General features: G+C 43.5%; 15 protein-coding genes. 2 read left to right on the top strand and 13 right to left on the bottom strand.

The window, feature by feature from the left end; translation table 11 throughout:
- Positions 1–46: 46 nt before the first annotated feature.
- The 6 genes from WA407_RS19850 to WA407_RS19825 form a co-directional block, all read right to left on the bottom strand.
- Entirely contained in the window at positions 47–3,157 is a 3,111-nt protein-coding gene (locus WA407_RS19850; protein ID WP_336078205.1) for an efflux RND transporter permease subunit, read from the bottom strand.
- Complete coding sequence (locus WA407_RS19845) at positions 3,154–4,545, bottom strand: efflux RND transporter periplasmic adaptor subunit (protein ID WP_336078278.1); 1,392 nt, start codon at positions 4,543–4,545, stop codon at positions 3,154–3,156. The genes WA407_RS19850 and WA407_RS19845 overlap by 4 nt, the downstream gene beginning before the upstream one ends.
- Positions 4,546–4,746: 201 nt before the next feature.
- On the bottom strand, positions 4,747–5,397 hold the full coding sequence (locus WA407_RS19840) for a response regulator (RefSeq protein WP_254329451.1): 651 nt from the start codon (positions 5,395–5,397) through the stop codon (positions 4,747–4,749).
- Positions 5,394–6,626, bottom strand: a complete 1,233-nt coding sequence (locus WA407_RS19835) for a sensor histidine kinase (RefSeq protein ID WP_336078204.1) — start codon at positions 6,624–6,626, stop codon at positions 5,394–5,396. The genes WA407_RS19840 and WA407_RS19835 overlap by 4 nt, the downstream gene beginning before the upstream one ends.
- Before the next feature lie 251 nt (positions 6,627–6,877).
- Complete coding sequence (locus WA407_RS19830) at positions 6,878–7,048, bottom strand: hypothetical protein (RefSeq protein WP_165179260.1); 171 nt, start codon at positions 7,046–7,048, stop codon at positions 6,878–6,880.
- Positions 7,049–7,067: 19 nt separating this feature from the next.
- A complete protein-coding gene (locus WA407_RS19825; RefSeq protein ID WP_103048343.1) occupies positions 7,068–7,262 on the bottom strand; it encodes an H-type small acid-soluble spore protein in 195 nt (64 codons plus the stop codon).
- A 199-nt stretch (positions 7,263–7,461) separates the two neighbouring features.
- On the opposite strand from WA407_RS19825, the gene WA407_RS19820 reads away from it, so the two are divergent.
- Positions 7,462–8,661, top strand: a complete 1,200-nt coding sequence (locus WA407_RS19820; RefSeq protein ID WP_336078203.1) for a macrolide family glycosyltransferase — start codon at positions 7,462–7,464, stop codon at positions 8,659–8,661.
- Between the two features lie 75 nt (positions 8,662–8,736).
- Here WA407_RS19820 and WA407_RS19815 read toward each other — a convergent pair whose 3' ends face one another.
- From WA407_RS19815 to WA407_RS19790, 6 genes are all read right to left on the bottom strand, one after another.
- Positions 8,737–10,152, bottom strand: a complete 1,416-nt coding sequence (locus tag WA407_RS19815) for a glycoside hydrolase family 32 protein (protein ID WP_235306406.1) — start codon at positions 10,150–10,152, stop codon at positions 8,737–8,739.
- A gap of 83 nt (positions 10,153–10,235) precedes the next feature.
- Positions 10,236–11,063 carry a carbohydrate ABC transporter permease gene (locus WA407_RS19810; RefSeq protein WP_023990432.1) on the bottom strand — a complete coding sequence of 276 codons (828 nt, stop codon included), beginning with the start codon at positions 11,061–11,063 and terminating at the stop codon, positions 10,236–10,238.
- Positions 11,063–11,947, bottom strand: a complete 885-nt coding sequence (locus tag WA407_RS19805; RefSeq protein ID WP_061828966.1) for a carbohydrate ABC transporter permease — start codon at positions 11,945–11,947, stop codon at positions 11,063–11,065. The genes WA407_RS19810 and WA407_RS19805 overlap by 1 nt, the downstream gene beginning before the upstream one ends.
- Before the next feature lie 61 nt (positions 11,948–12,008).
- Entirely contained in the window at positions 12,009–13,334 is a 1,326-nt protein-coding gene (locus WA407_RS19800; RefSeq protein WP_336078202.1) for an ABC transporter substrate-binding protein, read from the bottom strand.
- Positions 13,335–13,498: 164 nt separating this feature from the next.
- Positions 13,499–14,476 carry a LacI family DNA-binding transcriptional regulator gene (locus WA407_RS19795; protein ID WP_069290472.1) on the bottom strand — a complete coding sequence of 326 codons (978 nt, stop codon included), beginning with the start codon at positions 14,474–14,476 and terminating at the stop codon, positions 13,499–13,501.
- Positions 14,477–14,784: 308 nt separating this feature from the next.
- Positions 14,785–16,131 (bottom strand): cellulase family glycosylhydrolase, encoded by a 1,347-nt coding sequence (locus WA407_RS19790; protein WP_235306409.1) that lies wholly within the window; start codon positions 16,129–16,131, stop codon positions 14,785–14,787.
- A gap of 411 nt (positions 16,132–16,542) precedes the next feature.
- Here WA407_RS19790 and bglS point away from each other — a divergent pair, with 411 nt between their 5' ends.
- On the top strand, positions 16,543–17,229 hold the full coding sequence (gene bglS, locus WA407_RS19785; RefSeq protein ID WP_235308278.1) for a beta-glucanase: 687 nt from the start codon (positions 16,543–16,545) through the stop codon (positions 17,227–17,229).
- 57 nt (positions 17,230–17,286) lie between these two features.
- On the opposite strand, the gene WA407_RS19780 is transcribed toward bglS, so the two are convergent.
- Positions 17,287–17,377: IS3 family transposase (locus WA407_RS19780; protein ID WP_336078277.1), on the bottom strand; the 91-nt coding region annotated here is incomplete at its 5' end.

Raw genomic sequence — 17,377 nt, 5'->3', positions numbered from 1 at the left:
ATCGTACATTAAGACACTCGTCTAATGCACGATTTCATATATTTACCTACAAGGTCAATGAGCTATCGCTATTTATAGCCTTTTCCTTCTTATGCTTCCGATTCAGTTTCAGATGAGCTACGACCATATACAGCGTCGGAACTACAAACAAAGTTAAAATAGTTGAAAAAATTAGTCCGAAAATAATGGTCGTTGCCAACGGTTTGAACAAGATCTCGCCTATTGTGGCAATAGGGATCATACCCACAATCGCAGTTAGCGAAGTAAGCAAGATCGGACGGAAACGGGCAGAGCATGCCATTAGAATGGCGTCTGTTAAATCAGCGCCTTCACGCCGCGCATCTTCAATAAACTCTATCAGCACGATACCGTTACGCACGACGATACCAGCAAGTGAAATGATACCCATAATACTCATGAATCCAATTGGCATCCCCGAAATAAAACTTCCAAGGATTCCCCCTGCCGCTGCCAGATAAACAGTGGTCATAATAATGAGCGGTGTGGAAACCGAGTAAAACTGCATGGTAATTAAGAGGAGAATAAGAAAAATAACAATCACAGCTAATTTGCCCAAATCCTTAAACATATCAGACTGCGCAGATGTTTCCCCTCCCATCTCCCAGGTGTAGTCTGGTTCAAACTGGGTATTTGTAAGTTTGCTACGGATATCATTAGTGAGTTCTGTAGCCGTACGCCCATTTCCATTGGCTGAGATCGTTACCGTCCGTTCCAGATCATAGCGGTGGATTTGTTGGATGGAAAAGTCCGGTTTCATCGTGGCTAATTGGGATAAGGGGATTTGCTCCCTTGCCGCATTGTTCACACTTAATTGTTGGAATAATACCTCAGGATCATGGTTTGGTTTGTTCATGTATATATTGACATCAAGCAATTCCTTACCCGTATCAAAATCCGTTACATTCACCCCGTCACCCATTAATAGCAAAGTACGCGTTAAATCGGAATAGCTAACCTGATATTTATCCAAGGCTTGCTGATTAATTTGGAAATTCAGATTATAGCTTTGCATACCCATATTATCGGTCACATCTACAGCTCCGGGGGTTCCCGCAACGATTTCTTTGACTTTAGTTGTCATGTTTTGCAGCTTATCAATGTCTTCTCCTTTTATACGGATAGACACCGCACTGCCGACCGGAATACCTAATTGGGGAACGCGAATGCTGATTAATGCAGATGGATATTTAGCTTGTAGCGTATGGGTCCAGTTATCCACTGTTTTTTTGAGATCAAATAGCCCCTCTTTTCCAACGACAGCAATTTGGCCATTTACCGCCCCCCCAGAGCCGTGACCACCTGCAACATCGCTGTACAACTGAGGCGCTCCTCCACCTGCCGTTGCCGCCAACCGCTCCGTTTCTGGCTGTTTTTTGACCCACATGCCAATCTCGTTAATAACCTGATTGGTTGCCTGCAACGATGTTCCTTCTGGCATCGTTATACTGATCGTGGCATCCGCTTGATCGGAATCCGGAAATAACTCAATAGGAACAACAGCAAGTAGTCCATAAGCTGCTGTACCCATCATAAGACCAATAAGCGCTGTTAAAAGTGGGCGTCGCAGTATTCTTGGCATCCAGTTTTTAGAGTACACATTGGATAGAGACTGGATTTGATTCCCCAGAAGTCCAGGTGGCTTAACTGTCCTACTACTCTCTTTTCCTTTACGACGTTGATCATACCATTGACGGAAAATAGGAATGATCGTTAATGACATAATCATGGACGCCAGCATCGTTAACGAAATAACGGTAGGTATCGGTTTAATAAAGTCACCAATGGTGCCCGGCAGGAATAAAAGCGGGGCAAATGCTGCAACCGTAGCTAGTGTAGCTGTAATGATTGATAAGGATACCTCTTTCGTTCCTTTAATGGCTGCCTCCGTAGCATCTTCCCCAAATTCAGTGCGTCGGCGTTCAATATTGTCATTGACCACGACGGCATCATCAACCAATATCCCTAGCACGATGATTAATCCGATGACTGAAATTTGATTCAGCGTGATTCCTGTTGTGGGCAAGAAAATAAAGCCGATGGCGATGGAAACAGGAATGGCCAAGGCCACAAATGCAGAAGTCAGCAAATTTAAACCTAATGTACATATAACAATGACCGATATAATAGCGATGATCATCTCTTTGGTCAGGTTTCCAAACATTTCATCTACTCGATCATTTTGCGCAAAAAGCAGCTCAAAATGTACATTCTTCGGCAAACTGCTAACAAGTTCATTGATTTTGGCTGTAGTCGCTTTAGATACTGTTGGCACGTCTGTGCCTGTATCTCCACTCACACTGATTGAAATAGCAGGCTTGTTATTCACATACGTATAACTAGCTGCTTTTTTAAAAACAAGTGAGGCTGTCCCTACATCTTTCAGAGATATCGGGAATCCATCGTCATTACTTGAAATCTGGACGTTATTTAGAATGGATGGATCGGTAGAGGCATTTACCGTCAACTGATAAGTACGCTCATTGAAATCCATACTACCTGTAGGAACTCTTTCATTCTCATTTTTGATTGCTTGAACAACCTGCTCCCAGGAGATGTTATATTGTTGCATCTTTTGTGTGTCTACACTGATTCGTACTTCTTGATCTGGTATTCCTTGAATATTAACTTGCGAAACACCCGAGACCGTTTTTAATTGATCTTTCCATTTGTTCATCAATTCATTCAACGAGTATAAATTCTCAATTTTATCAGAAGTAATCGCATATGAACCAATAAAGGAGCTTGTCATGCTATCATTGATAACCGGCTGCATCGCATCATCTGGAAGCTCGGACTGTGCATCCTGTACCTTTGTACGAAGATCAGCCCATACCTTTGTCGGGTCTGCATCTTCAAAAGCTTCTACAGTTATACTGGATTGGCCTTTAGATGAAGTGGAAGAAACCGTTTTGACACCTTGTACGGCTTTAATTTTCTGTTCCATGACCTTAGTAATGGTTTGCTCGATTCTTTCGGGTGAGGCGCCCGGATAGATGGTTGTAACACTGGCTGACAAGGGAATAACATCGGGCTGCTCTTGTTTAGGTAACGATGTAAAATTATAGAGCCCTAGCACAATGCACATGCCAAAGAAAATGAGTGTAATTTTTTGTTTTTTAACGATATATTTAATCATTCGGACGACTCCTCCGATTTCTCAAGTACGTCATTCCCAATTAAATCACCATTAAATAAGGTTCCTGCTCCTTGTGTAACGATTTGATCGCCTGCCTGTAATCCAGAGACCACTTCGAGCTGATTATTAGTCACTTTCCCCAGTTTAATCGGTGTTTTGACGGCTTTTCCGTTTACAGCTTTAAAGACATAAGGATCATTTCCCGTACTAATTACGGCCTCTACGGGCACTAAAAGCGCTTCGTTTTGATTCATGCTTTTAGATGCGCTTATGACTTGACCAGGTTTCCAATTCAGTTCGGGATTGGGAATGCTAACTTCCACATTGATGCTTCCCGTTTTGGAGTTAGTCGATGGATAGATCTGAGTAACGGTCCCTGTTCTAATTTCATCGTAGAGAGAGATATTTACTTTTTGGTTTTTCTTCCACGATAAGATTTCACTGTCCGGTACGGGGAGGAGTACTTTTAAAGTCTTGATATTTCCGACAACAAATGCCTCACTCCCGCTGGAGCCCAGTTGACCATCAGATATCTTTTTTTCAATCACAACACCCGTGATCGGGGAAGTTAAAGTTGCTTTTTTCAGTGACAAGGCTGACTGTTCATAAGCAGCCAATGCATCTTCATAGGTAGCCTGCGCCTGAGCTTTACTGGCTAGTCCTTGTTGTATAGTAGCCCTAGCCGATTCCAGCCCTGCCCTGGCCTGATCTACGCCGGCCGAAGCTTGGGCACGCTCTTCCTGGGATGCCCCTGCAAGCAAAAGAGACAATTTCTCTTGCGCATCACTTAAGCTTTTTTGTGCGTTTGCTAATTCCAGCTGCGCATTCTCATTTTCCGTTAATGATACTGCACCTGCCTGGAATAGACTTTGGGACCGTGCGGCATCCGCTTTCTTCTTGTTATAATTATTAGTTGCTACAGTAACCGCATTTTGAGACTGTGCAATCTCCTGCTTTTTGGCGCCATTGTTCAATTCCTGCAATTTGGATTGGGCCGCGTTGACCTGGGATTGTGAACTATGAATGCCCGCCTGGGCCGATTGGACAGTAGCCTCCGCTTGGCTTACACCAGCCTTTGCCTTTTCCATGGTTGCCTTTGCCCGATCCAGCTGTAACTGGTAAGCAGATGTATCTAACTTCGCAAGGACACTTCCTTTTTCTACTGAATCCCCAACTTCAACCATGGTGTTCAATATACGTCCATCCGCTTCAAAGGAAACATTGGCCTCATTACTTGCCTGCAATGTTCCCGCCAAATTAAAATCATTGGCCAAAGGTTTCATTGCAAGTTTCTCAATTTTCACCGGGTGACTGGCTTCTGTTACAGAGTTCTCCGATGCACTGGAGCAACCGGAAGCTACTAAGGCTAATGCAACCCCTGCAATCATTATCCTGATTTCTTTTCTCTTCAACTAATGTCATCCTCTCTGATTCTCTCTTCTAAAGGTGCTATCAGCAACCCGTGGGTCAAGTAAACTTTTTCATCCTTTTTTCATGTTATAGCAATGAACAAACAAAAAAATCGTACAAAGGGGCAAGCACCTTATGTACGACTGGGCAAATAAATAACATATTTTCAGTTATTATTTCTAAAGCTGTAAAATACCACGTTCCAACGAAACGGCAACGGCTTCGGATCTGGAATCAACACCAAGCTTGTTATAAATATTCGTTAAATGTGCCTTTACGGTACGCTCGGAAATTCCCATATCAAACGCAATTTCCTTACTTTTAAAACCATGTGCAACAGACTTTAATATGTGTCTTTCCTTATCAGTTAGAATTAAGTTTCTTTCGTGTGATTCTATCTCAGCTTCTCTCTTATTCGTAGTAGCAAATACCCTTGCTGTTATTTCTGGCTGAAGCAGCGTTTCACCCCTTAGCGCAGACTCAATAGTGCGAAATAAGTTTTCTCGACTGGTATCTTTTAGTAAATATCCTTTTGCCCCCAATGAGAGTCCCTTAATCATTAAATCATCTTCGTTATAGGTCGTCAGGATAATGACTGGTGTTTCATTTTGTTTTTCTCTGAGGGCTTTCATGGTTTCCAAACCACTCATTTGTGGCATATATAAATCCAACAATATGACATGCGGCTGAAGTTCTTCGATCAATTTAAGAGCCGTTACACCTTCTCCAGCTTCACCAATCACTTCATAACTGTCATTGGTCTCCAGCACCAGCTTTAATCCTTCTCTAACTACCCAATGATCGTCGACGATTAAAATCTTGTATTTCATGATAGGTCTCCTTTAGTAAGAGGCGCCTCTATTTTTATAGCTGTACCTTCTTGAAATATACTGCTGATATTGATTTTTCCACCCAGCATCCGTACACGCTCATGTATGCCTATTATTCCGTAATGCCCTGTTTGCTTGGCAATAATATCTGTATCAAATCCTTTTCCATCATCGCGAATCTGAATTTCAATCTTGCCTTCATTATCTAAAATATGAATCCATACGGTATTAGCATGTGAATGTTTCGCTACGTTGGTTAAACACTCGCTTATAATAAACAATCCATGTTCGAACAACAGTCTGGGGACGGAAGCTTTAATTTTGATGTTGCGTATTACACGAATGCTCGTAGCCATTGTAAATCGCTGTATTTCTTCCTCCACTGCTTCTGCAAAATCAACTTCCGAGATGGTTTTCGAACGCAGATTGTCTATAGCTCGCCTTGAATCAGACAATGTTCTTCGCACTTGTGACATCGATTGTTGGACGATCTCCTGAGCTCTTTGCGTACTCCCTTTTGTCAGATGGGCATCAATGGCTTCAAGTTGCATGATTAGCCCAGCAAGCCCTTGAGCCAGCGTATCATGAAGATCACGGGCCATACGTTGTCGTTCGTTAGCAATTGTAAGTTCTTCGACCTTTTGATGTGCGATTTCAAGTTCTTTAAGAACGTTTTGCGTTCGAATTCGTGCTTTGACTTGTTTGAGAAAAAGAACGGCATAAGCTACTATAACAACTGCAATTAGAAAAAATAGAGGGATGAACAAAACAAACTGCCTGCCATCATTATGCCAGACCACAGCCACACAAAAAAGTACATAGGAGATCAAAAATACAAGAATGACCTTAAGCGGCTTATAATAAATACCTATACTCTGACCCACCAAAATTGGCATTAACCCCACCAGTACAATGGAAAAACTGTTAGGTAGAAGAAATGCACTTGAAAAGATCAATCCCCCTTGCACAACAAAATAAGCCCATGAAAAATGTTTCGCAACTCTATGAGCATGCAAGTACAAGAGGATGTGCAATATGATGATTACAGTGAATAAGACACTTTGCAGCAGATTTAGACCCCCGAACAAATGTTGAAGAATGACAGACTCACTATAAATTATAAAAATCCATATTATGGTTAATACTTTAGAAATATCTTTCTGCTCAAATTCACCTTCACTTATTTCCGGATCTAGATTTTGAATCTGTTCATTGAATACATCAATCATAATTCCCTCCTACAATTCTGAATTCGGCTTTTCAACTTATTAGAGACAACGCCGCTATGACGACCTGGTCAATTTAATTTGGACAGAAATCATTTATATATTATTTTACAAAAAAACAAACAGAAAAAAACGTACACATGGGCAATATCATTTGTACGTTTGGGCATTAAATACTATTTGTTCGACTCCAGCCAAATATGTGTCATATAAAAAGCACGCAACAGGTTATCCTGTGCGCGCTTGGTCATTCTCTATTTCTCCTCCAACTCATCCGGTACATCGTATTTATTGATATGTGAAGTTATTGCTGCAACTGCTTCGCTGGCATCCGTCGTAGCCGGTACTTCTCTAACCACATCATCCGTCTGGTCACGAAAATTCAAGCGGTCTGCCTCGATTTCCTTCTGTTGATTGGGTTTCATTTTTCATATCGCTCCTTTCTTATTCCAGTGCCTGATCTCGTTCTGTTAACGTGTATAAAGGTACTTCCCGTTCCTCTTCTGGATTGCTCAGCGCATAAATGCGTGCCGTCTCACTCTGCTCGTTCACATGCTGAATATAAATGGGTAACCCATCACACAACACATTCGCCATAATGGAAGAGGACGCTATTTCTTGCGCTCTTTGAACATTCACTTAGAAAAAACCTCCCTTGCTAAGTAGAGTTCGCCTTTACTATGCACGAGTTAAATATTTGTTATACACATTTCATGCCAACATGTGTTTCACGATCATGAAAGGATATCATTTGAAAAAATAAATATTATTGTTATTATGGATTAAGAGATTCAGTGAAAACTGCGATCTTAATTGTAGAGAAAAGGAGTAATGATGGATGTTAAACGTATTAATGGTTAACTTTCCGGCAGAAGGACATGTAAACCCCACGCTTGGGATCACGCAAGCCTTTGCAGCACGAGGGGACCAGGTTCATTACATTACAACTGAGAAATACAAGAATAGACTCGAAGCAGTTGGAGCGAAGGTTCACCTGCATCCTGATCTAGTCAGGACTGCTTCCATTGATACCAACACTCCGGCAGGACTGAACGCATTTATGAATATTCATATCCAGACTTCGATGGACATCTTAGCCATCACTCAGGAGCTGTCCGAGCGTATTCAATTTGACTTGGTGTTCTATGATCGATTCGGAGCTGGTGAATTAGTAAGAGATTACTTGAATATTCCAGGCATTTCTTCATCCCCATCTTTTCTCATTTCAAATCATCTGATGGCTGCCAATCTCTTCCGCTCCGACGCTAAAGTACCGTTTCAGCCTGATGAACAAGTCACGTCTTCACTGCATCTCATGAAAGAAAGGTTCGGTGTTGCTCCCAAAGATCTGGTTCAATTTATGAACAATTCAGGAGCTTTGAATGTTGTATATACGAGCAGATATTTTCAACCGAATGGTGAACAATTTGGGGACGAGCATCTTTTTATTGGCCCCAGCTTCCCGGAGCGCAAAGGAGAAAATTCATTCCCGCTGGACAGCCTACAGGGTAAAAAGGTTTTATATATTTCGATGGGAACTGTGCTGGACCACACTGAAGACTTTTTTAACACCTGCATTGAGGCTTTTTCCGATTTTGAAGGCATCGTCGTGATTGCAGCTGGCGAGAAAGCTGACTTTACCAAAATTAACCCGGCTCCTGAGCACTTTATCATCTCGTCTTATGTTCCTCAATTGGAGGTATTACGTCATTCAGATGTATTTATTACTCATGGTGGAATGAACAGTGTGAATGAAGGAATTCACTTTAATGTACCCTTGGTCGTGCTGCCTCAGGACAAGGATCAGCCCATGGTCGCGCAGCGGTTAACGGAACTTCAAGCGGGCTATCGAATAACTAAGGATCAAATCAATACACAAACGTTAAGAGATGCCGTACATGAGGTAGTGTCAAACGCAGCGTATAAAGAGGGCGTACAAAAAATAAATGACAGCTTCCAGCAATCCGGCGGTACAAAAGAAGCTCTCGCAAAAATTGATGCTTATCTTGATGCTTATCTGCAACATAAGCGCGCCTAAAATCACACGAGCAAAATGGCCACAAAAAAACAGGAATCTGACCATCCACGGTCAGGTTCCTGTTTGTATGCGATTCTATGTGAGGATATCCCACTTCTGGAACGAGGCAATCGTACAGTTTCCGTTCGCGAACGCTCGAATGCCCGTAGATTCCAATCCCGGATACACTCTTCCTGTGAGGACGTATTCACCGTCGCCGATGAATATTTCCACCGAGCTTTTATCGACAAAAACCCGAAGCTCCAGGCGGCCCTCGTTTAAGCCCAAAGGCACTCTTCTCTCTCCACCCGGGCCTATACCGGCACGTTCTCGGTTAAAACGGAACAGACCGTCATCGGGACGGTACGACAGTACAGTCTCCTCTTCGCTACCCACCCGCAGTTTCAAACCGAATTCATCGGTGTTACTGGACTCAAACTCAAATACGACCTTCAGTTCGTAGCTATCTCCGCGCGTGTCCATAATCTGCTCACCTGTCAGTAAGATATCTCGCTGCTCGAACAGATTGCATCGGTAATTCTTTACCTCTTCAAGTGGACGGAACAGCAGCCTGGCGCCGTCGATAACCGCTTCCCGCGGAAGACTCATCGCACCAGCCCAATGGTGCCCCTCCTGAGTCGGCATCTCCGATTCCCACATATCCATCCATCCGATGACGATACGCCGCCCTTTATCATCCAAGGTTGACTGTGGTGCATAGAAATCGAATCCGTGATCCACCTGAGCATACCGCTCTGCCGTAAATGTTCCGGCAGCGGAATTGAAATCACCTATACCGTACATGGTGGAATGCAGATTGCGGTAAGCCTCCCCCTGTGCAGGCATGCGCTGCGGGGATAGCATAAATACGTGCCGACCACCGAGCGGGAACAGATCTGGACACTCCCAATTATCGCCGAAGCGTCCGTCACTCACGGCTAGTATATTGACATACGTCCAGCTTTTCAGGTCTTCAGAACGGTAAAGCAGTACAAGTCCGTTCCCTTTGGCATCATTAGAACCGAGAACGGCGTAATATTGATCTTCGTGCCTAAACACCTTAGGGTCACGGAAGTCTTTACGGCTGATCGTGTCCGGTATAGCGTCATAACCGATGACCGGGTTGCCCTCCCACTTTTCGAACCTTATTCCGTCTTCTGATACTGCAATTCCCTGCGACTGCTTGTAATCCTGATCTTTGTCAGGCCCGGTTACAACATGTCCGGTATACATCAGGACAAGCTTTCCGTCCCGCTCAATCGCACTGCCAGAGAAGCAGCCATCCTGGTCGAACTCACCGTCCGGTGCCAAAGCGATCGGTAGATAATCCCACTTCATAAGATCGCGGCTGACTGCATGTCCCCAGTGCATCGGTCCCCATACTGATTTATACGGGTAATGTTGATAGAACAAGTGATATTGCCCGTTATATTGAATGAAGCCATTCGGATCATTCATCCAGCCCAATTCAGCCATTAAATGGTAGTGCAGCCGATAATCTGGCCGAAGCATATGCTTCGATTGGGAAATAAATTGATCTGCACGCTCTCTCGTATACGTTCTAGTCTGTTTGATAAAGCATCCTCCCCCTGCAGTTATTTAATCGAGCCTTGCATAACACCCTGAATAATATACTTCTGGGCGAACAGATAGATGATAATGATCGGAAATATCGTCAGTACCAAACTTGCCATCAATGGACCATAATCCACTGTATAGGTTCCATAAAAGTTATACGTGGACAACGGAAGTGTCCTTTGCTCCGGATCGACCAGAATGAGGGAAGGCAGCAGAAAATCATTCCAGATCCACAGTACATTGAGAATGGAAATGGTGGCAGTCGTGGGCATCAGTACCGGAAACACAATCCGGAAGAATGTCTGAAACCGCGTGCAACCGTCAATTAGCGCCGCTTCCTCCAGTTCCTTTGGAATACTCTTTACAAAACCATGATAAATGAAGACGGCCAGCGAGCTGCCAAAACCGATATACATGTAAATCAACGACCACTTGCTGTTCAGCAGATCAAGTGACCCGTAGATTTTCACCAATGGAATCATGATAGCCTGGAATGGAATGATCATGGATGCAACCATCAGCATAAATGTATATTGGTTGAACTTGGTGTTGTTTCTGACAAAATAATGGGCCGTCATCGCCGCGAACAGTGAAATAAACAGAACACTTAACACCGTTATGACCAATGAGTTGGTGAAGGCAGCGATGTAATTCATTTTATCAAATGCATTCATATAATTGACCATACTGAAGCTCTCTGGAAGCGATAACGGATTTGAGGTGATGGCCATGTTTTCCTTGAACGAATTGATCAGCAGAAAGACGAAAGGTACGATGAACAATATGAGTATGACTGTCAGCACAATGAATTTGATCACGGAGGAAGCAATTCTTTTTCTTGTCATTACGCCTCCACCTCCAACTTCTTGCTAAAATAAACCTGAAGCAGAGTGATGAGAGCAACCATCAGGAACAACACGAATGCTTCTGCCTGCCCCACACCATAATCACGGGAAAGGAATGCCTTTTCATACACATGCATCGACACCATTTGAGTACTGCTGAACGGCCCACCTTTCGTGAGTGCAAGGTTCACGTCATAGACCATAAATCCGCGCTGCAGGGACAAGAATATACATACGATGAAAGAAGGAACCATCAAGGGCAGCACCATTTTCCGCAGTCTGGTCCAGCTGTTTGCCCCATCAATGCTTGCGGCCTCCATAATATCATTCGGGACACCAGTCAACCCTGCGATGTAAATGACCATCATGTAACCCGCGTTCTGCCACACGGTTACAATCACGAGTGCCCAGAACGCTTTGTCGGGATCAGCCAGCCAAGTCGTGCTGAGCGACTGTATGCTGGCATGTTGTCCCAAATAGACAAGCACGTTGTTGAATATAAACTGCCATATAAAACCGAGTACAATGCCGCCGACAAGGTTGGGCAGGAAAAATCCCGCCCGGAAAATACTCTGTCCTTTTAACCCTTTTGTCAGCACATAAGCCAGCATAAAAGCGATCACATTGATAAGAACAACGGTATAAAACACATACTTGAGCGTCAAGCTGAACGATTTCCAAAACTCAATATCTCTAAAAACAGCCAGATAGTTTTGGACGCCAACCAGCGATAGTGTGGTGGAAATACCATCCCAGTTTGTGAACGTCAGATAGATGCCGTACAAAAATGGAATGATCATTACCGTTATGAAGGCAAACAAGGTTGGTCCGGTAAACAGCAGCCGCGTCCGCAGCCGATTCCATACTCCTTTTTCCGCAATCATGATGATCCCCCTCTCTTTGTCCCTGATTTCTCTCTCTATTCCGGGTACTTTGAAAACAACCTTATTTTACGGTCTTCCAGTAGTTTTCGATTTCTTTAACCAGTGTTGCACGATCGCCCTGTTTCGCCAGATACTTTTGCATGGAAGATCCTGTCTTGGACCAGTGGTCGGCAGGCAGCATACTCATCGACTGCTCTGACTTGCCTTTTGCGATATAATCCTGGATGGACTTGCCAAGCGGATCGGCCGCAGGCAGTGTAATATTTTTGAACGCCGGGATGATGTTTGCTTGGTTCACGAGGAAATCCTGGCCTTTCTCTTCATAGACGATCCAGTTCAGGAACTTCTTCGCCGCCTCTTGCTGTTCTGGAGTAGCCTTCTCCTTGTCAATAACAATGCGCTTGGATACAGCAGACGAAATCTCCTGATTGCCGTAGTCATCGGCATTGTTGCTGATGGGTACAGGCAGAAAACCATATTCTTTGTTAGCGGTATCAAAACTGTTGATTTGCGGCCATGCCCAGTTGCCCATGAACCAAATGCCAACTTCACCTTTGCCGAGCAGTTCCGGTCCGCGTTCATAAGTTCCTGCTAGCGGAGAAGCCTGATCGATATTGTATTTCATCATGACGTCGAATGTATCCATAAGTCCGTTAAATACAGGATTATTAGCCAAGTCCGCCTGGCCCGCTTTTAGTGACGCCATGAATTTGTCCACTTCAGCCATGTCTTTGTTCTGGCCTGCATAAGCAAGAGGCAAATAATGAGCGCCCAGGGACCAGTCCATTGATGAAATCACCAGTGCTTTCTTTCCGGATGTCTCGATTTGCTGAAACAGTTTTTCAAGGTCATTTCGGGTTTTAATTGTGGTGGGATCAAAGCTTCCGCCTACCGCTTTATCTACAACGGCTTTGTTGTAAATGAATCCGTAGCCTTCAACAGCCAGTGGAAACGCGTAATTTTTACCATCAACTGTCGTAGCAGTGGTAGCGTTTTCAACAGTGTCCGCATTCCACTTTTCCCCGCTTAGATCGAGGATACGGTCCTTAAATTTCTCAACATCACCTGTATCTAGCATGATCATGGTCGGTGGGTTTCCTGATGCATACAAGGCAGAGGCACGCTCAAAAGGAGATCCACCAGTCGGAACCGGCTGGATTTCAACAGTAATGCCCGGATTGTCTTTCTGGAACGCCTTCGCGGCTTCCTCCAGCTGTGGAAGGATTTCGCCTTTGGAGTTCAAAAGCGTAATTTTCACATTTTTCGAATCCCCTGATCCCCCTCCAGAAGCCGAATTACCTTCTCCTCCGGAGCCACTGCATGCAGACACCACCATAACCAAAAGAAGCAGCATTACCATCCATTGAACTCTTTTGAATTTCCTCATTGTTGTCATCCCCTTATTTATATAATGGCTCTGAACGCTTAAATAAAACGCTTACAAACGGATTATATGTCAAAGGTTTAATTTGTGTCAATCGTTTGACATGTTAAATTTTTAACATGTACTAAAAAAAATCTGTTCCCCTTGTTAGAGGAACAGATTTTCATTCAGGTCGTTGCACGCTCAATTAGTTCAACAGGCAGCAGATTGACAGGTTGTACCTGCTCCCCTTCCGCCTGCCTGCGGATCAGCTCGACCGCCAGTCTGCCGATGTCTGCAATCGGCTGTCTTACCGATGTAAGTTCCGGCGTCAGCCAGGAAGCAACGCTTACATCATCGAAGCCTACAATGCGTACATTCTCTGGCACATGCCTTCCAGCGCGAATATATTCTTTCAGCGCAAAAGCAGCAATAATATCACTTGTTGCGAACACTCCATCAACATCCGGATGTTCATGAACGAGTTTTGAAATGATTCGCTCGTACTCCTTCTGGTCGAACACATTCAAGTCTGTTTGAACGATCACATGCTGGACACCATCCCTGCCCACGACATCCCGGAATGCTTTGGTCCGCTCATTGGACAGCATGTTCAGCTCCAGATTTCCGCATATATGCGCAATTTTCTGGCAGCCTTTGCTGATGAGCAGCTCCGTAGCCAGCTCGCCTCCGCGATAATTATCCGAGGATATGTAAGGAATACACGGGTCAATCTGTCTATCAAATGTCACAATCGGTGAATTCAAATGTCGGTACTCTTCTACTTCTAATGTATGGCTACCCATAATGATACCATCCACCCGGTTCCGCTTCAACATATCGATATACACTTTTTCCTTCACGGGATCCATATGGGAATTGCACAGCAGGACCTTGCAGTTTTGCTGATAGGCATAGAACTCAACCTGATTGGCAAGCTCACTGAAGAAAGGATGCGAGACATCGGGAATAATCAGGCCAATAATATTAGACTGCTTGCGCAATAGGGATCGTGCTATTTCATTCGGTTGATAATTAAGTTCCTCCATTGCGTCGAACACTTTTTTGCGTGTAGTTTCGCTGATATATCCCCGGTTGTTCATTACACGGGATACTGTTGTGACCGACACGCCCGCTTTTAATGCTACATCATGAATTGTCGCCATATTAACCTCTTCCCGCACAAAATAAATACATACAAACTATACTCTCTCCTCATCATTTCAACAACCTTACATAACGGAAGCCTAAAAATGGACGTAAATGTTAGGTGACGGAACTTTGTGAATCCCAAATTAGAGGTTACAGCAAGTTCTACTAACTTCATATAAACTGATCATCATACATAATTCGCGAAGAGATTTCTTCTTCCATTTGTTCACCGCCTGCTGAGTGATTTTGAGTTCTCATTTCTATAAAATAATACAACAGCCTATCCAATTGGATAGGCTGTTGGTTGCTGAAAGTATTAACATCATTCTGATTGTGCGTCAGTCGGTGCATTAATGTATGTATCTGTAAGCACATCAGTCGGTGCATCCGCAGGCACACTATCCGTTGCCGATTCACTGTTCTGGAGTAGTGCTCTCGGATAGGCCTGTGCACGCTCATAGTACCAGTTAAACAAGAAGCGGGCCATCGCCTGACGTCGGGTATCGCCATCCCACTTTAACCCTGCTGTTGGGTCCGCAAATGAACTCCTTGCTCCAGATTCCAGCAGAAAGCCATTCATGTGTGCGGTCATGCTGACATTACCGGCTGCTGTAAATATGGACTTCGTGTTTTTCCCAAATCCATCATTAGAGCCGTTAAACAAATTCCAGTACTCTGAATCGCCAGGTTGTGTTTTGAACCAGGTAAATTCTGTAATATTTATTGGATAGGCTTGAGCTGCCGCCTTAATGTTGGAATTCCATTGCGATTGCAGCTTGTCCTTGTTATCATAAGCTCCGTAGCCCGGATACCAGTGGACAGCATAGCCGTAGTTGTTCAAGGGGTCTGTCAGCGGGTGTTTTGCCACCGGGCTGTAAAATTGGTTGTATCCAAGTCCTGCAGCCCAGATGACATTATCCGCTCCTTTACTTCGAATCGTGGAAATGATAGAGTTCTGGAATCTTCTCAGATCATTCCAATGGTCAAGAAAATCATTCTCGCCGGGATAGCCTCCCCAATGCCCATTCGCATACGACTTAATTGGCTCGTTGATCAGTTCAAACATGACGTTATCCGCGCTATTAATAGACGGCTGCGAGGCAAGATACCCCCAGATTTGATTAAATTTGTCCAAATTGGATTGTGTTGTAGCCTGGTCGTTAGCCAAAGTGAAATCAAGACCAAGGGTAACATAAACGCCCTTTGTTTTCGCATAATTGATGTATGGAATAATTACATTTTGTGTAACTGCCTGTAAACCGGCGAAGTTGTATGACCCTGCGGCCACATCTCCCATATCCTGGCGGTCAATAAACAATCGGACCTGATTCATATACCAACCGTGGTTGCTTCCATACTTCGGTCTGGTGTCTGTAAAGGTGTCGGTGATATCCTTCAAATAAGCCAACATTGCTGCATGACGATTGTTACCATTCAAATTGAGATAATAATTACTGTTTTGATAGGTCCAGTATGCTCCCGACGGCTGATGCCAGCCACTCAAAACAACAGGTTTTCCGCTGCTGTTCACCAATTGATTGCCCCTGACATGGAGCTCTCCCATGGGCATACCTGACCATGCATCTATATGTTGGTCAAACACCGGTTTTAAAGGCAATATGAATACAAGTATCAAAACTATTTTACATACCATACCTAATTTTTTCAAAGAAAGGCCTCCTCCTCAAAAATTTAATTGACTATTATGCCAAAAGAATAAAATGGTATAAACATGTAGTGGCTCCGCTTCCTGAGTCTATCCTATTGCAAAATCATCATCTCCCTTAATGGAAAATTATAACGTTTATTTGTATTTCTTGCATCTAATTGTATAACTTACATTTCCAAACCACAACTTGATAAAATTTAGTTTTTTTAAATTTTTTTTCAAGTGTTAAGTTTGCTATAGTCTACGCCTCAATTTCAAGCTACAATGAAGATACCAAATATGGAAACGTTTTATATTTTTTCGATAAGCCGGTCAATACTTGAAATAATGTATTATTGTCAGCCGTTTCTTTCATGTTTGGTCAATCTTTTATGGAGGTGTAAAGTGAAGAAGAAATCTTGGTTTACTTTAATGGTCACGGGTATTGTCTCTCTGTTTTTTTCGGTAAGCGTTTATGCGGGGAATGTTTTTTGGGAACCACTTAATAGTTTCAATTCTGGTGCATGGCAAAAGGCGGATGGATATTCCAATGGGAACATGTTTAATTGCACTTGGCGTGCCAATAATGTCAATTTTACGAACGATGGCAAAATGAAGCTTGGCTTAACAAGTTCTGCGTACAATAAATTTGACTGCGGAGAGTATCGATCGACGAACACTTACAGATACGGCTTATACGAGGTCAGCATGAAGCCTGCTAATAATACTGGGATCGTATCTTCCTTTTTTACGTATACGGGACCTACTGATGGCACACAATGGGATGAAATAGATATTGAATTTTTAGGCAAAGACACGACAAAAGTGCAATTCAACTATTATACAAACGGGGTCGGGGGTCACGAGAAGATTGTTGATCTGGGCTTTGATGCATCAAGTGGCTTCCACACCTATGCTTTCGATTGGCAGCCAGGGTACATTAAGTGGTATGTTGACGGGGTTTTAAAGCATACGGCAACTTCAAACATACCAAGCACGCCAGGCAAGATTATGATGAATTTATGGAATGGTACTGGCGTTGACGACTGGCTGGGTTCGTATAATGGAGTGAATCCGCTATACGCTGAATATGATTGGGTAAAATACACGAGCAATTAGCCCGTAGTACAAAAGCAGCCCTGTATGAAGTGACCCCTTAAAGTTAGACAACTATTTTTATGCAACCAGTTGGGCATGAGCTCGGTATTGTACCGGGCTCATACCTTTTAATTTTGACTTGATGCGCTTGTGATTGTAGTAATTAATG

The sequence above is a fragment of the Paenibacillus sp. 203 genome, from assembly GCF_037027525.1.
GTDB classification, from domain to species: Bacteria; Bacillota; Bacilli; order Paenibacillales; family Paenibacillaceae; genus Paenibacillus; species Paenibacillus polymyxa_B.
The sequence above is the reverse complement of the archived record's forward strand: the minus strand, read 5'-3'. Positions and strand labels throughout refer to the sequence as shown.

Coding starts and splice junctions, on each gene's coding strand:
- WA407_RS19850 (WP_336078205.1), bottom strand. CDS start 3,157: ATGATTAAATATATCGTTAAAAAACAAAAAATTACACTCATTTTCTTT.
- WA407_RS19845 (WP_336078278.1), bottom strand. CDS start 4,545: ATGATTGCAGGGGTTGCATTAGCCTTAGTAGCTTCCGGTTGCTCCAGT.
- WA407_RS19840 (WP_254329451.1), bottom strand. CDS start 5,397: ATGAAATACAAGATTTTAATCGTCGACGATCATTGGGTAGTTAGAGAA.
- WA407_RS19835 (WP_336078204.1), bottom strand. CDS start 6,626: ATGATTGATGTATTCAATGAACAGATTCAAAATCTAGATCCGGAAATA.
- WA407_RS19830 (WP_165179260.1), bottom strand. CDS start 7,048: ATGAAACCCAATCAACAGAAGGAAATCGAGGCAGACCGCTTGAATTTT.
- WA407_RS19820 (WP_336078203.1), top strand. CDS start 7,462: ATGTTAAACGTATTAATGGTTAACTTTCCGGCAGAAGGACATGTAAAC.
- WA407_RS19815 (WP_235306406.1), bottom strand. CDS start 10,152: ATGCTTCGGCCAGATTATCGGCTGCACTACCATTTAATGGCTGAATTG.
- WA407_RS19810 (WP_023990432.1), bottom strand. CDS start 11,063: ATGACAAGAAAAAGAATTGCTTCCTCCGTGATCAAATTCATTGTGCTG.
- WA407_RS19805 (WP_061828966.1), bottom strand. CDS start 11,947: ATGATTGCGGAAAAAGGAGTATGGAATCGGCTGCGGACGCGGCTGCTG.
- WA407_RS19800 (WP_336078202.1), bottom strand. CDS start 13,334: ATGAGGAAATTCAAAAGAGTTCAATGGATGGTAATGCTGCTTCTTTTG.
- WA407_RS19795 (WP_069290472.1), bottom strand. CDS start 14,476: ATGGCGACAATTCATGATGTAGCATTAAAAGCGGGCGTGTCGGTCACA.
- bglS (WP_235308278.1), top strand. CDS start 16,543: ATGGTCACGGGTATTGTCTCTCTGTTTTTTTCGGTAAGCGTTTATGCG.